Here is a 21,142-nt window from a genome sequence, read left to right as displayed (position 1 = left end):
CTCAGGCTACTCGCCAAACGCTGCATTCATCCGTATTGATCGCCTTGCGCATCCCGGTCTGACGGTCCATGATCCACACGACGCCGATGCCCGGCGCAGTTTCCTGCACGCGACCCCGGCGGATCACCACGTCGTCATAGCTGGGGCCCACGGACAGGCGGGCTTCAATCTCGTCACCGCGGTGCAACTGGTCCAGGGCGCGAACACGGGTTACATGGGTTTTGGCTTCCTTCAACATGGCGGGGCCTCCTGAGCTGGAGCTTGTGCTGGTGCCTGCAATTGCCGGCACATCCAGTTTCCTGCGCCATTGTTGCCGCCGCGTTTCATGCCGGTAATGGGCGCGTTAGTTTTCCGCGCCCATGCCGTTTCCGCCCGGAAAGCAGCTAACCGGCGGCGTCAGATCCGCCGGTGCTATATCCGCCTGTCGGCGGGCCGCTGGATCCTGAACCAGCGGTAGCCGTAGCGCTCCAGCTCCAGTTCAAAGCCGCCGTCGTCCGCCAGGGGAACATTGTCGCCGTCGAGCAGGTCCAGCAGGACGGCGCCTGCGAAGTTCTCTGCCGGATCTTCCGGCGACGAGACTTTTGCCGTGACGGACGCCGGCTGTGCGGCCATGTTGTGTGCCAGGACCAGGGTGGAACCGGCGCGGGTGCAGCTGTGCAGGAGCACGCCGGGATGGGGCTGCTTGATGAGTTCGAAGTCGCCCCAGGCCAGCTCCGGGCTTTCGCGGTAGCTTCGGATGAGCGCCGCGATGAAGTTCCACAACGAGTCGGGGTCCCGTTTGGCGTGGGCGGCGTTGATGTTCTTCGGCCCGAAGTAGCCGTCAACCACTTGCGCCACGAGCTTGTCCGCCGGGGCCGTGGAGAATCCGCCGTTAGCCGTGTCATTCCATTGCATGGGGGAGCGCACAGCGGAGCGGCCCTTGGCGCGCAGGTCCTCACCCATCCCGATTTCCTCGCCATAGAAAAGGACCGGTGTTCCCGGGAGGGAAAACATCAGCGAATAGACCATCCGGATCCGGGCAGGGTCGCCGCCGAGCATCGTTGGCAGGCGGCGCCTAAGCCCCCGGCCGTACATCTGCATGTCCGGGTCCGGCCCGAAGGCCGCGAAGACCTCGGCCCGTTCCTCATCGGTGAGTTTGTCCAGTGTCAGTTCATCGTGGTTGCGGACGAACATGGCCCACTGGTTGTCAGGATGGATGGCCGGCCTGCCGGCGAGGGTCTTGGCCAGTGGGCGGGCGTCCTCCCTGGCGAGGGACAGGTACAGGTTTTGCATGCTCAGGAAGTCGAACTGCATGTTCAGCTCGTTGCCGTCCGGCCCGCCGAAGTATTTCAGCTGGTCTTTATAGGGAAGGTTGACCTCGCCGAGGAGAACGGCACTGCCGTTGCGCCGGTTCAGGAAGCTCCGCAGGGCCGCCAGGTAGTCATGCGGATCGATCTTCGCCGCGTCCTCCTTGGACACGCCCTGCAGCTCCAGGAAGAACGGCACGGCATCCAGCCGGAAACCGTCCAGCCCCAGCTGCAGCCAGAATCCCATGGACTTGGCGATCTCGTCCCGGACCTTCGGATTGGCGACGTTCAGGTCCGGCTGGTGCTTGGCGAACATGTGCAGGTACCACTCGCCGGTGGCCTTGTCCTGGGTCCAGATGGACGTCTCCTCACCGGGGAACACCACCTGTTCGGAGGTGTCCGGGGGAGTGTCTTTCCGCCACACGTAATAGTCGCGGTAGGGGTTGTCCACGGACTTCCGGGATTCCTTGAACCAGGGGTGTTTATCGGAGGTGTGGTTGATGACGAAGTCCGCGATCACCCGCATTCCCCGGTCTTTGGCCGTCCGGACGAACTCCACCACGTCGCCCATGGTGCCGAGGCGCTGGTCCACTCCGTACATGTCGGTGATGTCGTAACCGTCGTCCCGGTCCGGCGAGGGGTAGAACGGCATGAGCCAGATGCACGTGACCCCCAGGGCCGCCAGGTAGTCCACTCGCTGGATCAGGCCGCCGAAATCCCCGGTGCCGTCGCCGTCGTCGTCAAAAAAGGTTTCCGGGTCCAGGCAGTAGATCACGGCGTTCTTCCACCACAGATCGGACGTCTCCGCAATCCTCATGCCGTCACCTCCCGTGACGCGCTACCGGCCCGCAGCCCGGGCAGGACGTGTTCGCCGAACGCCTCGATGAAGGGTTTCTGTTCCTGGCCGACGAAGTGCAGGTAGAGCTCATCGAAGCCCAGGTCCGCATACTCCTGCAGCCACGTGGCGTGCTGGTCCAGGCTGGAGGAAATGTTGACGGCCTTCCGGACCTGGTCTTCGCCGACGTCGGTGCTGACGCCGTCAAAGTGGGTCGCGGTGGGCAGGTCCCAGGGGATGGGCGGGGCGAAGACGTTGGACCGCCACTGGTCCAGGGCAATCGAAACCGCATCCTCCTCCCGCGGTGCCCAGGACAGGTGGATCTGAAGCACCGCCTTGCCCTTGCCGCCGTTGCCCCGGTAAGCGTCGAGCATCTCTTTCAGCTTCGCGTGTGGCTGGTTCACCGTGACCAGCCCGTCAGCCCACGTTGCGGCGCGCCGGGCGGTCTGCACGCTGATCGCCGGCGCGATCAGCGGCGGCTTGGTGGACGGGACGTCCCAGATGCGTGCCTGTTCCACCGTGACCAGGCCATGGTGCGTCACCTCCTCGCCGTTGTGCAGGCGGCGGATGACGTCGACGCACTCCTCCAGGCGCTGCTGACGTGATTCCTTGGCCGGCCACGCATCGCCCGTGATGTGCTCGTTCATGTTCTCGCCGCTGCCCGGTGCCATCCAGAAGCGCCCGGGAAACATGTCCGCCAGGGTGGCCGAGGCGTGCGCGATGATGGCCGGGTGGTAGCGCTGGCCTGGTGCGGTGACCACGCCAAAGCGGAGCGAGGTGGTTGCCAGTGCGGCCCCCAGCCAGGACCAGGCGAAGCCCGAATGGCCTTGCCGGGCGGACCAGGGCTCTATGTGGTCCGAGCACATGGCGGCGTCGAAGCCTGCCTGCTCGGCGAGCCGGACGTCCTCGAGAAGCTGGCCCGGGCTGATCTGTTCATGCGACGCGTGAAAACCGATAGTTGCCATCGTTCATGTCTACCCGCGGAGCGGAAGCGTGTCGAGGAAAGCAGTCGAGGAAAGCACCGGCGGAGTCGGGTCTTTCTGCATAGACTCTAGCCATACCGACGCGGGACAGCGGGACACCGGACGGCGATGACGCTGGAAAGGGAGTGGCGGGTGAAATTGGGCATTACGCGGGAGCGCCGCGAGGGCGAGCGACGGGTGGCCGCGACGCCGGAGACGGTCCAGCAACTGATTGGCCTGGGACTCGAGGTCCTGGTCGAATCCCGTGCGGGAAAGGAGGCCGGCCACAGCGACGCAGAGTATGCCCGGGCCGGCGCGCGGATCGTCCCCGAACTGGATCCCGGATCCCTCGATATCCTCGCCCACGTGCGGCCTCTGGAACCGGCGACGGCGGCGGCCTTGCGCCGCGGTGCCGTCACCGCCGGCCTGGCGTCGCCGTCGTCCGAACTGCCCACGGTGCGGGCGCTGGCTGCCGCCGGGGTGACATCCTTCGCTCTTGAACTGGTGCCGCGGATTTCCCGGGCCCAGTCGATGGACGCCCTGTCCTCCCAGGCCCTGGTGGCCGGCTACCGCTGCGTACTGGAAGCGGCGATCCGCCTGCCGCGCTTCTTCCCGCTCTTCATGACAGCCGCCGGGACCATCCCGCCGGCGCGCGTGCTGGTGCTCGGCGTGGGTGTGGCGGGCCTGCAGGCGATCGGCACGGCAAAACGGCTGGGCGCCCGGGTTTCGGCGAACGACATCCGGCCCGCGTCGGCGGACGAGGTCGCCTCGATGGGCGGCACCTTCATCAAGCTCGACCTGGAAACCGCCGAAGCCTCCGGCGGCTACGCCCGCGAGCTCAGCGCGGACCGCGGTGCCCTGCAGCGGCAGCTTCTGGCGCCGCACGTGGCCCAGGCGGACGTACTGATTACGACGGCGGCAGTCCCGGGCCGGCGGGCACCGCTGCTGGTGAGCCGGGAGATGGTGCAGGGAATGCGGCCCGGCTCCGTGGTGGTGGACCTCGCCGCGGAATCCGGCGGCAACGTGGAGGGATCGGTTCCCGGCCAGGAGATCCAGGTGGACACCGCCGACGGCCAGGGCACGGTGACCCTGGTGGGCCTGAAGGACGCCGCGTCAGCCATGCCGGCCGATGCCTCCCGACTCTATGCCAAGAACGTGGCCAACCTGCTCGCCCTGGTGGTCCGCGACGGCGCTCTGTCCCTGGACTTCGGCGACGAAGTCGTAGCCGGCACCTGCCTGACGCACGACGGAAAGGTGCGCCATGCGCCCACGGCGGACGCACTCGCTGCCGAGGACCAACAGCCCGACAACGAGGGGGTGGCCTGATGGACGGCATCAGCCTGCTCACGATCACCGTGCTGGCGGTCTTCGTGGGCTTTGAGGTGGTCTCGAAAGTGTCCAGCACCCTGCACACACCGCTGATGTCCGGTGCCAACGCGATCCACGGAATCATCCTGGTGGGCGCCATCATCGTGGCCGGGCAGGCGGCGGACCCGTGGGTACTCGCCGTCGCGCTGCTGGCCGTCGTCCTGGCCACCGCCAACCTGGTGGGCGGATTCGTGGTGACGGACCGGATGCTGGAGATGTTTCGCGGCCGTAAGGACGGGAAGGAACCGCGATGAGCATCCTGGACCCGGCCTGGACGGGGCTCCTCTACCTGTTGGCGGCAGTGTTGTTCATCCTTGCGCTCATGGGCCTGAACTCGCCGCGCACCGCGCGCCGCGGCAACCTCGTGGGTGCCGCGGGAGCCGTGCTGGGCGTAGCCACTGTGTTCCTGTCCGCGCGGCTGGACAACATTCCCTGGATCCTCGGCGCGATCGCCGTGGGCTCCGCAGTGGCCGCCCCCGTGGCCCGGCGCGTGAAGATGACCCAGATGCCGCAGCTCGTGGCCGCCTTCAACGGAGTGGGCGGCGGCGCCGCTGCCCTCGTGGCGCTCCTTGAACTGGCACACACGGAGGAAGCCTGGGTCCGCCTGGCCATCGCCTTCACGCTCCTGGTTGGCGCGGTCTCCTTCGCAGGCTCCGCAATCACCTTCGCCAAGCTGCAGGAGCTCATGACCACCAGGCCGGTGGTCTTCCCCGGACTGCCCGTGGTCATGGCGGCGGTACTGCTGGCCGCGGTGGGTGCAGGCACCGCCGTCGTCCTGTCCGGTTCGCTGCCCCTGGCACTGGTGCTGCTGGTGCTGGGACTGGCTGCGGGAATCTTCCTGGTGCTGCCCGTGGGCGGCGCGGACGTACCGATCGTCATTTCGCTGCTGAACGCCTTCACCGGCCTGGCCGTTGCGGCCTCCGGCCTGGTGCTTGGCAACGTGCTGCTGCTCGTGGCAGGCACCCTGGTGGGGGCCTCCGGTACCATCCTGACCCGGGCCATGGCAGCCGCCATGGGCCGCAGCGTGGCGGGCATCCTGTTCGGCGCGTTCCGGGGAGGCTCGACGGCGGGTTCCACCGCCGTCAGTGAGCGGCCGGTGCGCTCGTCCAGCGCGGAGGACGTCGCCGTGCTGCTGGGCTACGCGCAGCGCGTGATCATCGTTCCCGGCTACGGCCTTGCCGTCGCCCAGGGCCAGCACACCGCGGCCGAACTGGCCAAGGCCCTGCAGCTCCGCGGAATCCAGGTGGATTTTGCCATCCACCCCGTGGCCGGCCGCATGCCTGGCCACATGAACGTGCTCCTGGCGGAGGCCAACGTGCCGTACGAGGAACTGAAGGAAATGACCGAGATCAACTCTGAGTTCAAGACCGCCGACGTCGCCCTCGTGGTGGGCGCCAACGACGTGGTCAACCCGGCGGCGAAGACGTCCTCCGGCTCGCCCATCTACGGGATGCCCATCCTGGAAGTGGCCGACGCCCGGCAGGTGGTGTTCCTCAAACGGTCCATGCGACCGGGCTTCGCGGGGATCGAGAACGAACTGCTCTACGAACCACAGACCACCCTGCTGTTCGGCGATGCCAAGGATTCGCTGACCAAGGTGCTGGGGGCAGTCAAGGCCCTCTAGCAGCCTGGCCGGCACAATGGGCCTGCCGTGGGGGTGGTGCGAGGCGTACCGGCGGGTAAGAATGGGCGTTATGCAACTGCCGGTGATGCCCCCGATCGCGCCCATGCTGGCCAAAGCCGTCAGCGCCCTGCCCGAAGTCCCGGACTCCGGCCCGAAATGGAGCTTCGAACCGAAGTGGGACGGCTTCCGGTCCATCATCTTCCGGGACGGCGACGAGGTGGAGATCGGCAGCCGCAACGGCAAGCCCATGACCCGCTACTTCCCCGAACTGGTGGAGGCGCTGAAGGCGAACCTGCCGGCGCGCTGCGTGCTCGACGGCGAGATCGTCCTGGTGGGTGCCTCCGGTGACCGGCTGGACTTCGAAGCGCTCCAGCAACGGATCCACCCCGCGGCCAGCCGGGTGAAGCTCCTGGCGGCGCAGACGCCGGCGAAGTTTGTGGCGTTCGACCTTCTGGCGCTTGACGACGAGGACCTCACCGGGCGGCCGTTTTCCGAACGGCGGAGCATGCTGGAGAAGGCCCTTGCGGGCAGTTCCGCGCCCGTCCACCTGACCGCCACAACGCGGGACAACGGCACGGCGCAGCAGTGGTTCCACCATTTCGAGGGAGCCGGCCTCGACGGGATTGTGGCCAAGGCCCTGGACGGCAGCTACCAGCCAGACAAGCGCGTGATGCTCAAGGTCAAGCACGAACGCACCGCGGACTGCGTCCTGGCGGGCTACCGCGTGCACACCAGCGGCCCGGACCGGATCGGGTCCCTGCTGCTCGGGTTGTACAACGGCGACGGCGTCCTGGCGAGCGTGGGCGTGGTGGGTGCTTTCCCGATGCAGCGCCGCAAGGACCTGTTCGAGGAGCTCCAGCCCCTGGTGACGGACTTCGACGGCCACCCCTGGGCCTGGGCCAAGCAGGAGGAGGGCAGCCGGACGCCGCGGAACGCCGAAGGCAGCCGGTGGAGCGCGGGCAAGGACCTGTCCTTTATCCCGCTCCGGCCCGAGCGCGTGCTGGAAGTGAAGTACGACCACATGGAAGGTGAACGGTTCCGCCACACTGCCCAGTTCGTCCGCTGGCGGCCGGACCGCGAACCGGAATCCTGCACTTACGAGCAGTTGGAAGAGCCGGTGAAGTACAACCTCGACGACGTGCTGGCCACCTGACCGGCCTCAAACTAATGGCTAAACGACGGCGGCCCGCCCCGGGAGGGGACGGGCCGCCGTCGTGACCTTTTCTTGGGTGAACTTGGCCGGAAGGTCAGGGAATCGCCGTGTCGGAGCCGTTTTGACTGGCAAAAAGGGTCACGACGGCGGCTGCCGCAGGACGCGCCTTACTTCAGGCCGAGCTCGCGGGTGGGAGTCTTGAAGGATTCCTTGGCCGTGAGGGCCGAGATGGCTGCGATGCCGCAGATGACTGCCGTGAAGATGCTGATCTGGACCCAGCCGCCGGGCTTGATGCCGCCCATGGCCGCCACGATCGCCGGGGCGAAGCCTGCCATCAGGAAGCCGAGCTGGGTGCCGATGGCCAGTCCGGAGAACCGGACCTTGGTGCTGAACATCTCGGCGTAGAAGGACGGCCAGACGGCGTTGGAGGCTGCGTAGCCAAAGGAGAAGAATCCGATGGCGGCCAGGAACATCAGCGGGACGCTGCCTGATTCGAGGCTCAGCAGGAAGACCGGAGTCAGGATCGCGCTGGCCACGGCGCCGTAGATGAACACCGGCTTGCGGCCGATCTTGTCCGCCAGCATGCCGAACAGCGGCTGCGTGCCGAGGGCCACGAAGTTGGCGCCGACCACGAGCCACAGTGTGGTGGTGCCGTCCACGCCGGCCACGGTCTTGGCGTAGCTGATGGCCAGGGTGCCAAACACGGTGGACACGGCGGCGATGAAGGCGCAGGCCACCACCCGGAGGACATCGCGCCAGTGGTGCTTCAGGAGATCGGCAACCGGCAGCTTGGAGATGGCGGCGGACTTCTGGGCTTCGGCGAATGCCGGCGGTTCGTGCAGGGTGCGGCGGATGAAGAAGGCCACCAGGACCACCACGGCACTGAGCCAGAACGGGATGCGCCAGCCGATGCCGTACTTGACCTCGTCAGGCAGGGCGAGCACGGGGATGAAGACCAGGGCGGCGAGGATCTGGCCGCCCTGGGTGCCGGTGAGGGTCCAGGACGTGAAGAAGGAGCGGCGGTTGTCCGGGGCGTGTTCCAGGGTCATGGAGGAGGCGCCGGCCTGCTCGCCGGCTGCGGACAGGCCCTGGCACAGGCGAGCGAGGACCAGCAGGGCGGGAGCCCACCAGCCCACCGTATTGAAGTCGGGGAGGCAGCCGATGAGGAAGGTGGAGGCTCCCATCAGCACCAGGGTGAACATGAGGACCTTCTGCCGGCCCACGCGGTCACCGAAGTGGCCCAGTATGACGGCGCCGATCGGGCGGGCCACATAGGCGAAGCCGAAGGTGGCGAAGGACATGATGGCGGCATTGGCATCAGCATTGGGGAAAAACACGTGCGGGAAGATCAGCGCTGCGGCGGAACCGAAGATGAAGAAGTCGTAGTACTCGACGGCGCTTCCCAGGAAGCTGGCGAGGGCTGCCTTCTTCGGGGTCCCGGCCGGTGCAACGGTGCCCGGCGTCGTGGACGGGAGTGTCTGGCTCATGGTGTTCCTTTGTGTGACGACATTGTCGCGGATGGATCAGGATTTTCGCAGCTGCCTCGCTTCATTTCTGGAGACCCAGCCGTCCGTCTCAGACGGCGGCTTTCGTGGCGGCGGCTGGTGGTCCTCGTGAAGACCCGGACGAGTAGCCACATGGTGGGAGCTACTTGTGCGATACAGCAATGATGGCTGTGAGGACTGTCACTTGTCAAGAAAAATAATCACCATCTAGAAATAGCTCTCACAATGTGGCAACATCAAGTTATGAGTGTGAACCAAAACACAGAGCTTGAGGGCGCCGTCGAGTTAGCCCCGGCCACTGCGGCCAAAGAGGCAAAGTCGCCCAGGGTCGCCAAGGATGACTCCCGCACGGACATGGTGGGCAAGGCCCTGGGCCTTCTTGTCCTGCTGGGCGACGAGCCGCGGGGAGCCAGTGCGGCCGAGTTGTCCCGCCGCGCGGAGCTGCCGTTCAGCACCACCTACCGCCTGCTGGGCTCGCTCACGCGGGACGGGTTTGTCGATTATGAGCCGGACGGCCGCCGCTACCACCTGGGCCTGCGCGTCTTCCAGCTGGGCCAGCGCGTCTCCAACCATCACGGGTTTGCCGGTACGGCGCTTCCCATCCTCCGCCGGGTCACGGAGAAAACCGGGGAGGCCACCATCCTCTCCGTCCGCGACGGAAACCATCACCTTACGGTCAACAAGGTGGACGGACCGCAGACGTTCCGCGTGACGAGCGATCCGGGGCACCTCGGCGCCTTGCACACCACCTCGGTGGGCAAGGCGCTGGTTGCCTTTGCCGAGGATTCTGAACGCAAGCGCCTCGTGGAGGAGCTGCCGCTTGAGCCGCTGACGGAATTTTCCATTACGGACCGGGACGCCTTCCGTGCCGAGATCGACCAGGTCCGCCGGCGCGGATACGCCGTCATGGATGAGGAGAATGAGCTGGGCATGCGCGCCGTGGCCGTCCCCGTCTTCAATGCCCAGGGCTACGCCTTCGCGTCCCTGGCCACGGCGGTGCCGGTCTTCCGGCTCGGCCTGGAGGACCTGGTGGCACTTGTCCCCGCACTCCAGGAGGCCGCGTCCGAACTGGCCGCAAGGCTGCCGCAGCGATGAGGTGCGCCGGCCGTCGAGCCGTAGCCCGCCGTCGTGATTTGTTCGTCATAAGAACATCAGTGCAATATGTGAACTTTTCCTGTACTGTAATCCCTATCACCCGGCACACCGCCGGCGCCCAGTGCGCCCCGGTCCGCCGGATGCCGTTGTCAAAGGAGCTAAACGGATGAGCAATCGAGCAGAGTCCTTTCTGGTGGGCCTCGTGGGTGATGGCGTAATGCCTTCCCTCACGCCCCACATGCACGAGCGCGAAGGCGATGTGCAGGGCCTGCGGTACCTCTACCGCCCCATCGACCTGCTGGAGCTGGGCCTGCCCGGTGAATCCGTGGGCGAGCTCCTGCAAAGCGCCCACCGCCTCGGCTTCAACGGGCTGAATATCACGCACCCGTGCAAGCAGCTGGTCCTGGACCACCTCGACGAAGTGTCGCCGGACGCCCGCCGCCTCGGCGCCGTCAACACCGTCACCATCCGGGACGGCCGCTTCATCGGCCACAACACGGACTTCTCCGGCTTCGCCGCGGCCCTCGCCGCCGGGCTCCCCGGCGCCAAGCTTGACCGCGTGGTCCAGCTGGGCGCAGGAGGCGCCGGATCCGCCGTCGCGTACGCCCTGCTCACCGCCGGCGTCCGCCACCTTGACCTCGTGGATACGGACGCCGCCCGCTGCGCCGCGCGTGCTGCCGAACTGGCCGGGTTCTTCCCGGACAGCACCGTCACGGCACGCACGACGGCGGAGCTGCCGCAGCTGATGCCCCTCGCCGACGGCCTGGTGCACTGCACCCCTGTGGGCATGGCAGCACACCCCGGCGTTCCGCTGGACCTGTCCCTGCTGGAATCACGGCACTGGGTGGCGGATATCGTCTACCGCCCGATTGAAACCGAGCTGGTCCGCGAGGCCCGCGCCAAGGGCTGCGAAGTGCTGGACGGCGGACGCATGGCCGTGGGCCAGGCGGCGGACGCCTTCAGGATCTTCACCGGGCTGGAGGCGGATGCGGACCGCATGCGCGCCCACTTCCTGGAGCTTGTGGCCGCCGAAGAGGTGGCTGCCTGATGCGTACCGGAATCGCGACGGTGTGCCTGTCCGGCACGCTGAAGGAAAAAATGCAGGCCTGCGCCACCGCGGGATTCGACGGAATCGAAATCTTCGAGCAGGACCTGGTGACGTCGTCCCTGAGCCCGGAGGACATCCGGAAGATGGCCGCGGACCTGGGCCTGACGCTGGACCTCTACCAGCCGTTCCGCGACTTCGACAGCGTTCCGGAGGATGTCCTTGCCGCCAACCTGCGCCGGGCGGAGGCCAAGTTCAAGCTGATGTCCCGCCTGGGCATGGACACCATCCTGGTCTGCTCCAACGTCGGCACGGCCACCATCGACGACGATTCCCTGCGCGCCGAACAGCTGGCCCGGCTGGCCGGACTCGCCGGGGACCACGGCGTCAAGGTGGCCTACGAGGCGCTGGCCTGGGGCAAGTACGTCAACGACTACGAGCACGCCCACCGCCTGGTGGAAACCGTGGACCACCCGAACCTGGGCACCTGCCTGGACTCCTTCCATATCCTTTCCCGCGACTGGGACACCGCGCCGATTGAATCGTTCAACGCGGACAAGATCTTCTTCGTGCAGGTGGCCGACGCCCCGAAGCTGTCCATGGACGTCCTGTCCTGGAGCCGGCACTACCGCGTCTTCCCGGGCGAGGGCCAGTTTGAACTCGCCAAATTCATGGGCCACGTGGTCCGCGCCGGCTACACCGGACCGGTGTCGCTGGAGGTCTTCAACGACGTCTTCCGCCAGTCCGACGTCGAACGCACCGCCGTGGACGCCATGCGGTCGCTGATCTGGCTGGAGGAGCAGAGCGCCAAGTGGCTGGACGCCAACGACGCCCTTACGGACGGTGCTGTTGTTGGTGGGTCTGCGGTCCCTGCCCGCCGTCGTTATCCCATGGAACTGGCCACGCTCCCGCAGGTGGCCGAACCGGCAGGCTTCAACTTCGCCGAGGTCAAGGCCGCTGACACCGCTGGCCTCGAGAAGGTGCTGGGCCAGCTGGGATTTGAATTCAACGGCAGACACCGCACCAAAGACGTGCAATTGTGGAGCATGGGCCACGCGCGCGTGATCATCAACGAGGCATCCGTGGACGCCGGTGACTCGTCACCAGCAATTGCCGCCCTCGGCTTTGACGTAGATTCGCCCGTGATTGCCGCCGCCCGCGCCCAGCAGCTCAAGGCCCCCGCCGTGCCCCGCAAGAGCCAGGCCAACGAAGAAGTCTTCCAAGGCTTCGCCGCACCGGACTCCACCGAGATCTTCCTCTGCCAGGGCAGCCCGGACGGCACCGCGGCTTGGACCCGCGAGTTCGGCGAAGGCCTGGAAGTTCCGGCCGCAGGCGGACGCAGCGCCGTCATTGACCACGTGAACCTCGCCCAGCCGTGGCAGCACTTTGACGAAGCCGTGCTGTTCTACACCAGCGCCCTGGCCCTGGAACCGCAGCCGTTCGCGGAGGTTCCCAGCCCCAGCGGACTGGTGCGCTCCCAGGTGATGCTGACGGCCGACCGCGCCGTGCGCCTGGTCCTCAACCTGGCACCCGTGATCCAGCAGGACGGCGCGGAGGCGGGAACTTCGCACCGGAAGACCTACCAGGAACACATCGCCTTCGCCGTGGACGACCTCGTGGAGACCGCACGTGCAGCGCGGGACCGGGGCCTGGATTTCCTGCAGATCCCGGCCAACTACTACGAGGACCTGGATGCCCGGTTCGACCTCGATCCCGCGTTCCTTGCCACGCTGCGGGAGCTGAACCTGCTGTACGACCGTGACGTTGACGGCGAGTTCCTGCACTTCTACACCGCCACCGTGGGCAGCGTGTTCTTCGAAATGGTGGAACGCCGCCGCGGCTACGACGGCTACGGTGCGCCCAACGCGCCGGTGCGGCACGCCGTCCAGTACGACTACCTGCACCAGCTGGGCCGCACCACCTGAAAAGACCAACCATCTCCAACCATCAATATCAAACACTGAAAGGAGGCTGCTGTGCCTGAAGACATCAACCTTGAAATTTTCAACGCCGACCCAATCACCGAAGACGTGTCGGACGCGGCGCCCCTGGCCGGAACCGAAGCCGCACCGAAGACCTATGCGCCGCTTGATGCCGCTGCGGAATCGCAGGCGGACCTCAGCGCCGAGATGAAGTCGATCGGGGAGGCCTACGCGGCGGCGCTGAAGAACGGTGCCCGGGTGGAGATCCAGCCCCGGCTGGACTACGCACCGTACCGCAGCAGCGTCCTCCGTCACCCGACGAAGGACCTGCACCACGCGGATCCGGAGACCATCGAGCTGTACTCGCCGGCCTTCGGGCACATGGACGTGCACGCGCTGGAATCGGACCTGACCATCCAGCACAACGGAGAACCCCTGGGCGAACGCATCCTGGTCTCCGGCCGCGTGCTCGACGGCGACGGCCGTCCGGTGGCGGGCCAGCTCGTGGAGATCTGGCAGGCCAACTCCGCCGGCCGCTACATCCACAAGCGGGACCAGCACCCTGCCCCGCTCGACCCCAACTTCACGGGCGTGGGCCGCTGCATCACCGGCGCCGACGGCTCCTACAGCTTCACCACCATCAAGCCCGGCGCGTACCCGTGGAAGAACCACCTCAATGCCTGGCGGCCGGCGCACATCCACTTCTCGCTGTTCGGGCAGGAATTCACCCAGCGCATCGTCACCCAGATGTACTTCCCGGGTGACCAGCTCTTCCCGCTGGACCCGATCTACCAGTCCATCGTGGACCAGGATGCCCGGGACCGCCTGGTGGCCACCTACGACCACGACGTCACCAAGCCCGAGTGGGCGATCGGCTACAAGTGGGACATCGTCCTGACGGGGTCCAAGCGGACCTGGACCGAAAACGAAGCATTTGGCACAGATGGCGAAGAGGAGTAGTCGGATGAGCACCCCCACGAAGCTGACCCCCACCCCCGGGCAGACCGTTGGCCCCTTCTACGGCTACGCCCTCCCTTACGAGAAGGACCGTGAACTGCTGGCACCGGGCTCACCGGGCTCCATCCGCCTGCAGGGCACCGTGTACGACGGCGCCGGACACCCCATCCCGGACGCGATCCTGGAAATCTGGCAGCCGGATTCCGAGGGCAAGGTGGTCCACCAGACCGGTTCGCTGGTCCGGGACGGCTACACGTTCACCGGCTTCGGCCGGAGCGCGGTGGGCAACACGGGCGTGTACACCTTCACCACGGTCAATCCCGGCCCCACCGAGCCCGGCGCAGCGGCCTTCATTTCGGTGGCCGTGTTTGCCCGCGGCCTGATGAACCGGCTCTTCACCCGCCTGTACCTGCCGGAGGATGAAGAAGCCCTGGCGGCCGATCCGCTGCTCTCCTCCCTGGACCCGGAGCGCCGCAGCACGCTGATTGCGCGCCGCGACGCTGACGGCGGACTCACCTGGGACATCCGGCTGCAGGGCGAGGGCGAGACCGTTTTCCTCGACTTCGAGGGCGCCTCCCAGTGACTGCTTCCCACCTGTCCGACGGCGACGTCGGACTCCTCAGTCCCGTGTCGGCGTCGCCTTCGGTGGCGGCGCTGACGGGGGACCGGGCGGTCCTGGCGGCAGTTCTCGCCGTCGAGGCCGGCTGGGCTTCGGTCCTGGAGAAGGCCGGCCTCGCGCCCGCCGGTTCCGCCGCCGTCGTGGCTTCCGCGGCGGACGTGGACCGCTATGACCTGGCGGGCATCGCTGTCCGCGCGCAGGGCGGCGCCAACCCGGTCATCCCGCTGCTCGCAGATCTCCGCGCCGAGGTCAAGGCACTGGATACGGATGGTGTGGACGCTGTGCGTGCGGTGCACACCTCGTTGACCAGCCAGGACGTGCTGGACTCGGCGCTGATGCTCCTGGCAAAGAACGCGGTTACCTCGCTCCTGGCCGACCTTCGCGGAATCACGACGGCGCTGGCGGCCATGACGGAGCAGCACGCGGAGACGCTGTGCGTCGGCAGGAGCCTGACGCAGCACTCGCTGCCGTTTACGTTCGGGCTGAAGGCCGCGCAGTGGTTCCACGGCCTGGCTGCCGCAGCCCGGCGCCTTGAAGCTGCCGAGCTGCCGCTGCAGACCGGCGGCGCCGCGGGAACGCTCGCGGCCGGGACGGTGCTCACCAAGGACTCGGTGGAGACGCCTTTCGACCTCGCGGGCAACCTCGCCGCGCACCTTGGCCTGGCGGCAGCTCCCGGGCCGTGGCACACCAACCGGCTGGCCGTTACGTCGCTGGGCGATGCCTTGGCCGGCGTCACCGATGCGCTAGGAAAGATCGCCTCCGACGTGCTGTTCCTCAGCCGGCCGGAAGTGGGCGAGCTCGCCGAACCCCGGGCAGCCGGCCGCGGAGTGTCCTCGGCGATGCCGCAGAAGCAGAACCCCGTATTGTCCGTGCTGGTCCGCAGCGCGGCACTGCAGGCCCCGAACCTGGCCGCGCAGCTGCACCTGGCGGCGGCCAACTTCAACGATGAGCGTCCCGACGGCGCCTGGCACAGCGAATGGCCGGCCTTCCGCCAGCTGCTCCGCCTGGCGCTCGGCGCGGCCGGGCACCTGCGCGAGCTCACCGAAGGCCTGCAGGTCTTCCCGGATGCCATGCGCCGCAACCTGGAGCTGTCCGGGCCGCTGCTGCTCAGCGAAGGGGTGACCGCCGCCGTCGCGCCACTGCTTGCTGAGCGCGACGGCAGGAACGGCAAGCAGCAGCTCCAGGCGGTGGTGGACCGGACGCTGCAGGCTCCGTCCGCCGAGCAGTCCGGAACGTACCGCCGCCTGCTACGTGAGACCGTGCCCGCCAGTGCGCTGTCCGACGACCGGCTGGAAGAACTCCTGGATCCTGCCAGCTACCTGGGGCAGGCCGCCGAAATTTCCCACCGCATCCTGGCCGCGTTTCCCGGCTTTGCGCCAGCCCCCACCCAAACAGACCCGAACGGAGATTCCCGTGGCTAGACCCACAGTCAAGGCAGTATTGCTCTCCCCGCAGCGCCCGCTGGGGGACAAGCCCCTCGTGGTGGTGGGGCCGTCGCTGGGGACCTCCTCAGTGTTGTGGACGCAGGCCGGCGCCCTCCTCGGGACCGACTTCGACGTCGTCGCCTGGGACCTGCCCGGCCACGGCGTCTCACCGGCCGCGACGGAAACGTTCGACGTCGCCGAACTGGCTGACGCCGTCGTCGACCTTGTCGATTCAATCGCCCCGGGCGAGAGGTTCCACTACGCCGGCGTATCGCTCGGCGGGGCCACCGGACTGCAGCTGGGCATCAAGCACGGCGAACGGCTCAAGAGCCTGTCCGTGCAGTGCAGCGGTGCCAAGATCGGCACGCCCGAAGGCTGGCTGGAACGTGCCGAGACCGTCCGCACCCAGGGCACCGCGGTGATGATCCAGGGTTCGGCGCAGCGCTGGTTCGCCGCCGGCTTCATGGACCGCGAGCCCGAGCTCAGCAGCCGCCTGCTGCACTCCCTGCGCGACGCGGACCGCTTCAGCTACGCCTTCTGCTGCGAGGCCCTGGCCGGCTTCGACGTCCGCGCAGAGCTGGGCAGCATCCGGGTTCCCACCCAGGCGGTGGCGGGTTCGGAGGATGCCGTGGTGCCGCCGTCGTTCGCCAAGGAAATCGCGGACGGCATCACCGCCGGCGGCGGGACTGCAAACGCGGTGACGCTCGAGGGTGTGGCACACCTGGCTCCGGCCGAGGCGCCCGCCCACGTTGCCGAGCTGCTGAAGAGCCTCATCTCCTGGAGCGAAACCAGCGGGGCTGCTAAGTGAGCGGCGCAGAAGTGTCCGGCACCGGCACCGAGCGGCACGGGGTCGTCCAGCCGGACGCCACCAGCCAGGAAATTTACGACGGCGGCATGGTGGTCCGCCGCGAGGTGCTGGGCGCCGCGCATGTTGACCGCGCCAACGCCAACAAGGACGCCTTCACCGAGGACTTCCAGGACATGATCACCCGCATCGCGTGGGGCGGCATCTGGACCCGTCCAGGCCTGACCCGGCAGATGCGCTCCGCGGTCACCCTCACCGCGATGGTGGCGCACGGGCACTGGGAAGAACTGGCCATGCACATCCGCGCAGCCATCACTAACGGCCTGAGCAGGGACGAGATCAAGGAAATCCTGCTGCAGACCGCCATTTACTGCGGAGTCCCCTCCGCCAACACCGCCTTCAAGACAGCACAACAGGTGTTCCAGGAAATGGACAACACCGGAATGGACGCAACCTCATGAACCAGGCTTTTGTGTACGATGCCGTGCGCACCCCGTTTGGGAAGTTCGGCTCCGGCCTTGCCGGTGTCCGGCCGGATGACCTTGCCGCGCATGTGATCGGTGAGATCGTGAAGCGGGCCCCGAAGCTCGATCCGGAGCGGATCGATGAGGTGGTGTTCGGGAACGCGAACGGCGCCGGCGAGGAGAACCGCAACGTCGCCCGGATGGGCACCCTGCTTGCCGGTCTGCCGGTGTCGATCCCGGGCACCACGGTGAACCGGCTGTGCGGGTCCTCGCTGGACGCGGCGATCATCGCCTCCCGCCAGGTGAACGCCGGGGACGCGGAGCTGATGCTGATCGGCGGCGCCGAGTCGATGTCGCGTGCCCCGTGGGTGCTGCCGAAGACGGAGAAGCCCTACCCGGCAGGGGATCTGAACCTGGCCTCGACCACGCTGGGCTGGCGCCTGGTGAACAAGGCCATGCCCAAGGACTGGACCATTTCCCTGGGCGAAGCCACCGAACGTTTGGCCGAGAAGTACGGCGTCACACGTCAGGCGCAGGATGAGTTCTCCGCGAACTCCCACAACCTGGCCGCCGCGGCCTGGGATGAGGGGTTCTACGACAATCTGGTGGTGCCGGTGCCGGGCACCGACCTGGTCCGCGACGAGGGGATCCGGTCCGGGTCTTCGGCCGAGAAGCTCGCCGGGCTCAAGACCGTGTTCCGGGCCGAGAACGGCACCGTGACCGCCGGGAATGCGTCCCCGCTCTCGGACGGCGCGTCCGCGGCCTGGATCGGTTCCGAGAACGCCGCCGGGATCCTCGGGATGGACCCTTTGGCCCGGATCGCCGGGCGCGGTGCGCACGCAAACGATCCGCAGTACTTCGGCTACGCCCCGGTGGAGGCCGCGAACAAGGCCCTCGCGAAGGCGGGCATCAGCTGGGAGCAGGTGGGCGCGGTCGAACTGAACGAAGCGTTCGCCGCGCAGTCCCTGGCCTGCATCAACGCCTGGGGCATCGACCACTCGATCGTGAACCGGCACGGCGGCGCGATCGCGATGGGCCACCCGCTCGGTGCCTCCGGCGGCCGGATCCTGGGCACGCTGGCCCGGTCCCTGCAGGCCTCCGGTGAACGCTGGGGCGTCGCGGCGATCTGCATCGGCGTCGGCCAGGGCCTCGCCGTCGTCCTCGAAAACATGACCGTTGCCGGAACCAACACTGGAAAGGCGTAAGCGATGCTGAATTTCATTGACACCGTAGGCGAGGCCGTCGCCGGCATCAAGGACGGTTCCACCGTGATGATCGGCGGCTTCGGCAACGCCGGCCAGCCGTTCGAACTGATCGACGCGCTGCTGGACGGCGGCGCCCGGGAGTTGACCGTGGTGAACAACAACGCCGGCCAGGGCGACCAGGGCCTGGCCCTGCTCATCAAGGAAGGCCGCGTGAAGAAGATGATCTGCTCCTTCCCGCGGCAGTCCGACTCCTGGCACTTCGACGCCAAATACAAGGCCGGCGAGATCGAACTGGAACTTGTCCCGCAGGGCAACCTGGCCGAGCGCATCCGGGCAGCCGGCGCCGGGATCGGCGGCTTCTTCACCCCCACGGGCTACGGCACCATGCTGGCCGAGGGCAAGGAAACCCGCATCCTGGACGGCCGCGGCCAGGTCTTCGAGACCCCCATCCACGCTGACGTCGCCCTGATCAAGGCACTCAAGGCCGACGGCAAGGGCAACCTCGTCTACCGCAAGACGGCACGGAACTTCGGCCCGATCATGGCCGCTGCGGCGAAGCACACCATCGTCCAGGTGTCCGAGATTGTGCCAACCGGCGGACTCGACCCGGAAAACGTCGTGACCCCCGGGATCTACGTCAACAGCATTGTCCGTGTTAATAATTCAGTGAAGGCGGCCTGACATGAGCGCACAGACAAGCAGCGAAACCGGCTCGATCCAGACGTCCGAGACGCCCCTGGGCCGCGACGACCTGGCCCGCCTGGTGGCGAAGGACATCAGGCCGGGCTCGTTCGTGAACCTGGGCATCGGCCAGCCCACCTTGGTGTCCAACTACCTCGAGCCGGAGCAGAACATCACGCTCCACACCGAGAACGGCATGCTTGGCATGGGCCCGGTGGCTGAGGGGGACCAGATCGACGGCGACCTCATCAACGCAGGCAAGATCCCCGTCACCGAGCTCCCGGGTGCGTCCTACTTCCACCACGCCGACTCGTTCGCGATCATGCGCGGCGGCCACCTGGACATCTGCGTCCTCGGCGCGTTCCAGGTCTCGGCCACCGGAGACCTCGCCAACTGGCACACCGGCGCACCGGACGCCATCCCTGCCGTGGGCGGCGCAATGGACCTGGCCACCGGTGCCAAGGACGTCTTTGTGATGATGACGCTCCTGACCCGGGACGGCGCGTCCAAGATCGTCGAAGCCTGCACGTACCCGCTCACCGGCGTGGGCTGCGTGACCCGCGTGTACACGGACAAGGCCGTGTTCCTCACCGGTCCCGACGGTGTCCAGGTGCGGGAGACGTTCGGCTGCACGCTCGAGGAACTCCAGGCCCTGGTGCCGGTCCCCCTCACAGCAGCCCCCGCCGTCGAACGCTAACCCGCCAACCCAACAGCGCGAACGGACACTTAAGCTCCCCGCCCAGCCCTGCGGCAGGGCCGGAAGTGTCCGTTCGCGCTCCCGGGAGGGCCGGAAGTGTCCGTTCGCGCTCGGGGGAGACGGCGGAGGCTAATAGGATTGGTAACCATGACCGACGCAGCAGCAGAGACCGCCCCCAGGCCTTCGTCTGCGCCCCAGGCCAGTGACCAATACGTGCAGTCCCTCGCCCGCGGGCTGGCCGTGATCCGCGCCTTCGATACCGACCACCCGGTGATGACCCTGACCGAGGTGGCTGCCCGGACCGACCTGACCCGCGCCACCGCGCGCCGCTTCCTACACACGCTCGTGGAGCTGGGCTACGTCCGCACGGACGGGAAGACCTTCGCCCTCACGGCGCAAGTGCTGCAGCTCGGCTACGCATACCTGTCCGGCCTGTCGCTGCCGCAGCTCGCCCAGCCGCACCTCGAGGAGCTGTCGCTGCGGCTGGGAGAGTCGACGTCGGCCGCTGTGCTGGACGGGAAGGACATCGCCTACATCGCCCGCGTCACCACGCGCCGGATCATGAACATCGGCATCACGGTGGGGACCCGCTTCCCGGCCTACGCCACGTCCATGGGCCGGGTGCTGCTCGCCGCGCTTCCTCCGGCTGCACTGGAGAAGTACCTCGCAGAAGCTGAGATCAAGCCCCTCACGCCCCGCGCCATCGGCACCAAGAAAGGCCTCGTGGCAGCATTGGACACTGTTCGGTCGCAGGGCTGGTGCCTGCTGGACCAGGAACTCGAACTTGGCCTGATGTCCATCGCGGCGCCGGTCTACCACGGCCCCACAAAGGTGGTGGCAGCCATCAACGTGTCGCTGCAGGCCCAGTCGGTGGCCACCAAACCGGACCCCAAGGCCTACCTGGAGATGGTGCAGAAGGAAACTGTGGAGACGGCAAGGCTGATATCCGCGGACCTTTCAGCCAAGCACTAGCGCGGTGCCCGGCGGACTCTTGGAAGCCGGGCTACTGCTGGTGCCCGGGCAGGGTGACCGGTTCCACGGGCGGCCACCATTTGGTGGGCGGGCCGATGACAAACCGGCGACCGCTCAGTTCACTGGGCGTGATGCGGACGAGGATGTCCTTGGCACCCTCCTGCCACGGCGACGGCGTCTCGGCGGGGGCGTCCTCACCGGGCTGCACGGCCTCGGCCACTCCCTTGACCACCACGCTCCACGCAATGGTCCCGTAGATGTTCAGCCCGTCCGCTTCCAGAACCACGGGCTCCCCGGAGAGGATGGCGTCCAGCTTGGTTCCGTGACCTGTCCGGAACAGCACCGTGCCCTCGTCCGGCAGGTAGTTGACCGGAAAGATCTCCGGCTTCGCATCGCTGATGACCGCCAGCCTTCCCACGGACGCGGAACGCAGGTGCTGCCAGCATTCATGAACGGTGAGATCTTTTGTTTCCGGCCCCGGCCCAGACGTGTTCATGCTGCTGAGCCTAGGTGCCCGGTCCGC

The 21,142-nt window shown here is 67.3% G+C and carries 21 protein-coding genes; 16 read left to right on the top strand and 5 right to left on the bottom strand.

Annotated elements, in window-relative coordinates; genetic code table 11:
* Nucleotide 1: 1 nt before the first annotated feature.
* The 3 genes from AC07YR_RS15070 to AC07YR_RS15060 all read right to left on the bottom strand — a co-directional run bounded on the left by AC07YR_RS15070 (nt 2) and on the right by AC07YR_RS15060 (nt 3,086).
* Complete coding sequence (locus tag AC07YR_RS15070; protein WP_028271406.1) at nt 2-238, bottom strand: hypothetical protein; 237 nt, start codon at nt 236-238, stop codon at nt 2-4.
* Between the two features lie 173 nt (nt 239-411).
* Nucleotides 412-2,103, bottom strand: a complete 1,692-nt coding sequence (locus AC07YR_RS15065; protein WP_494734452.1) for an alpha-amylase family protein — start codon at nt 2,101-2,103, stop codon at nt 412-414.
* Nucleotides 2,100-3,086, bottom strand: a complete 987-nt coding sequence (locus AC07YR_RS15060; RefSeq protein ID WP_494734451.1) for a TIGR03885 family FMN-dependent LLM class oxidoreductase — start codon at nt 3,084-3,086, stop codon at nt 2,100-2,102. The genes AC07YR_RS15065 and AC07YR_RS15060 overlap by 4 nt, the downstream gene beginning before the upstream one ends.
* Nucleotides 3,087-3,236: 150 nt before the next feature.
* Between AC07YR_RS15060 and AC07YR_RS15055 the strand changes: the two genes are divergently transcribed.
* From AC07YR_RS15055 to AC07YR_RS15040, 4 genes are all read left to right on the top strand, one after another.
* Nucleotides 3,237-4,409, top strand: coding sequence for a Re/Si-specific NAD(P)(+) transhydrogenase subunit alpha (locus tag AC07YR_RS15055; RefSeq protein WP_494734450.1), 1,173 nt, complete (start codon nt 3,237-3,239; stop codon nt 4,407-4,409).
* Nucleotides 4,409-4,705 carry an NAD(P) transhydrogenase subunit alpha part 2 gene (locus tag AC07YR_RS15050; protein WP_494734449.1) on the top strand — a complete coding sequence of 99 codons (297 nt, stop codon included), beginning with the start codon at nt 4,409-4,411 and terminating at the stop codon, nt 4,703-4,705. The genes AC07YR_RS15055 and AC07YR_RS15050 overlap by 1 nt, the downstream gene beginning before the upstream one ends.
* Nucleotides 4,702-6,075 carry an NAD(P)(+) transhydrogenase (Re/Si-specific) subunit beta gene (locus tag AC07YR_RS15045; protein ID WP_436059166.1) on the top strand — a complete coding sequence of 458 codons (1,374 nt, stop codon included), beginning with the start codon at nt 4,702-4,704 and terminating at the stop codon, nt 6,073-6,075. Before AC07YR_RS15050 ends, AC07YR_RS15045 begins: the two co-directional genes overlap by 4 nt.
* A gap of 70 nt (nt 6,076-6,145) precedes the next feature.
* A complete protein-coding gene (locus tag AC07YR_RS15040; protein WP_494734448.1) occupies nt 6,146-7,228 on the top strand; it encodes an ATP-dependent DNA ligase in 1,083 nt (360 codons plus the stop codon).
* 167 nt (nt 7,229-7,395) lie between these two features.
* On the opposite strand, the gene AC07YR_RS15035 is transcribed toward AC07YR_RS15040, so the two are convergent.
* Nucleotides 7,396-8,715, bottom strand: coding sequence for an MFS transporter (locus tag AC07YR_RS15035; protein WP_055802980.1), 1,320 nt, complete (start codon nt 8,713-8,715; stop codon nt 7,396-7,398).
* Between the two features lie 261 nt (nt 8,716-8,976).
* Here AC07YR_RS15035 and AC07YR_RS15030 point away from each other — a divergent pair, with 261 nt between their 5' ends.
* The 12 genes from AC07YR_RS15030 (at nt 8,977) to AC07YR_RS14975 (ending at nt 20,619) form a co-directional block, all read left to right on the top strand.
* Nucleotides 8,977-9,828: an IclR family transcriptional regulator gene (locus tag AC07YR_RS15030; protein ID WP_494734447.1), complete on the top strand. Its 852-nt coding sequence runs from the start codon at nt 8,977-8,979 to the stop codon at nt 9,826-9,828.
* Nucleotides 9,829-9,994: 166 nt separating this feature from the next.
* Complete coding sequence (locus AC07YR_RS15025) at nt 9,995-10,876, top strand: shikimate dehydrogenase (RefSeq protein ID WP_436059164.1); 882 nt, start codon at nt 9,995-9,997, stop codon at nt 10,874-10,876.
* The gene (locus AC07YR_RS15020; RefSeq protein ID WP_494734446.1) at nt 10,876-12,798 is read left to right on the top strand and encodes a bifunctional sugar phosphate isomerase/epimerase/4-hydroxyphenylpyruvate dioxygenase family protein; all 1,923 of its coding nucleotides are present in this window, start codon (nt 10,876-10,878) and stop codon (nt 12,796-12,798) included. The genes AC07YR_RS15025 and AC07YR_RS15020 overlap by 1 nt, the downstream gene beginning before the upstream one ends.
* A 51-nt stretch (nt 12,799-12,849) precedes the next feature.
* Nucleotides 12,850-13,755 carry a protocatechuate 3,4-dioxygenase subunit beta gene (gene pcaH / locus AC07YR_RS15015; RefSeq protein ID WP_494734445.1) on the top strand — a complete coding sequence of 302 codons (906 nt, stop codon included), beginning with the start codon at nt 12,850-12,852 and terminating at the stop codon, nt 13,753-13,755.
* A gap of 4 nt (nt 13,756-13,759) precedes the next feature.
* On the top strand, nt 13,760-14,335 hold the full coding sequence (pcaG, locus tag AC07YR_RS15010) for a protocatechuate 3,4-dioxygenase subunit alpha (protein WP_436059161.1): 576 nt from the start codon (nt 13,760-13,762) through the stop codon (nt 14,333-14,335).
* 11 nt (nt 14,336-14,346) lie between these two features.
* Nucleotides 14,347-15,792 (top strand): lyase family protein, encoded by a 1,446-nt coding sequence (locus AC07YR_RS15005; RefSeq protein ID WP_494734472.1) that lies wholly within the window; start codon nt 14,347-14,349, stop codon nt 15,790-15,792.
* Entirely contained in the window at nt 15,785-16,603 is an 819-nt protein-coding gene (locus tag AC07YR_RS15000; protein ID WP_494734444.1) for an alpha/beta fold hydrolase, read from the top strand. Before AC07YR_RS15005 ends, AC07YR_RS15000 begins: the two co-directional genes overlap by 8 nt.
* Entirely contained in the window at nt 16,600-17,061 is a 462-nt protein-coding gene (pcaC, locus tag AC07YR_RS14995) for a 4-carboxymuconolactone decarboxylase (protein ID WP_436059159.1), read from the top strand. The genes AC07YR_RS15000 and pcaC overlap by 4 nt, the downstream gene beginning before the upstream one ends.
* Nucleotides 17,058-18,269, top strand: a complete 1,212-nt coding sequence (locus AC07YR_RS14990) for a thiolase family protein (protein WP_494734443.1) — start codon at nt 17,058-17,060, stop codon at nt 18,267-18,269. Before pcaC ends, AC07YR_RS14990 begins: the two co-directional genes overlap by 4 nt.
* A 3-nt stretch (nt 18,270-18,272) precedes the next feature.
* Nucleotides 18,273-18,950, top strand: coding sequence for a 3-oxoacid CoA-transferase subunit A (locus AC07YR_RS14985; protein WP_055799992.1), 678 nt, complete (start codon nt 18,273-18,275; stop codon nt 18,948-18,950).
* A 1-nt stretch (nt 18,951) separates the two neighbouring features.
* Nucleotides 18,952-19,647, top strand: a complete 696-nt coding sequence (locus tag AC07YR_RS14980) for a 3-oxoacid CoA-transferase subunit B (RefSeq protein ID WP_494734442.1) — start codon at nt 18,952-18,954, stop codon at nt 19,645-19,647.
* Between the two features lie 147 nt (nt 19,648-19,794).
* Nucleotides 19,795-20,619: an IclR family transcriptional regulator domain-containing protein gene (locus AC07YR_RS14975; RefSeq protein ID WP_494734441.1), complete on the top strand. Its 825-nt coding sequence runs from the start codon at nt 19,795-19,797 to the stop codon at nt 20,617-20,619.
* A 31-nt stretch (nt 20,620-20,650) separates the two neighbouring features.
* On the opposite strand, the gene AC07YR_RS14970 is transcribed toward AC07YR_RS14975, so the two are convergent.
* Nucleotides 20,651-21,115: a pyridoxamine 5'-phosphate oxidase family protein gene (locus AC07YR_RS14970; protein ID WP_055799982.1), complete on the bottom strand. Its 465-nt coding sequence runs from the start codon at nt 21,113-21,115 to the stop codon at nt 20,651-20,653.
* Between the last annotated feature and the right edge of the window lie 27 nt (nt 21,116-21,142).

This window comes from Arthrobacter sp. GW460-12-1-14-TSB2 (assembly GCF_059423525.1).
This window is presented reverse-complemented; position numbering and strand designations above follow the sequence as displayed.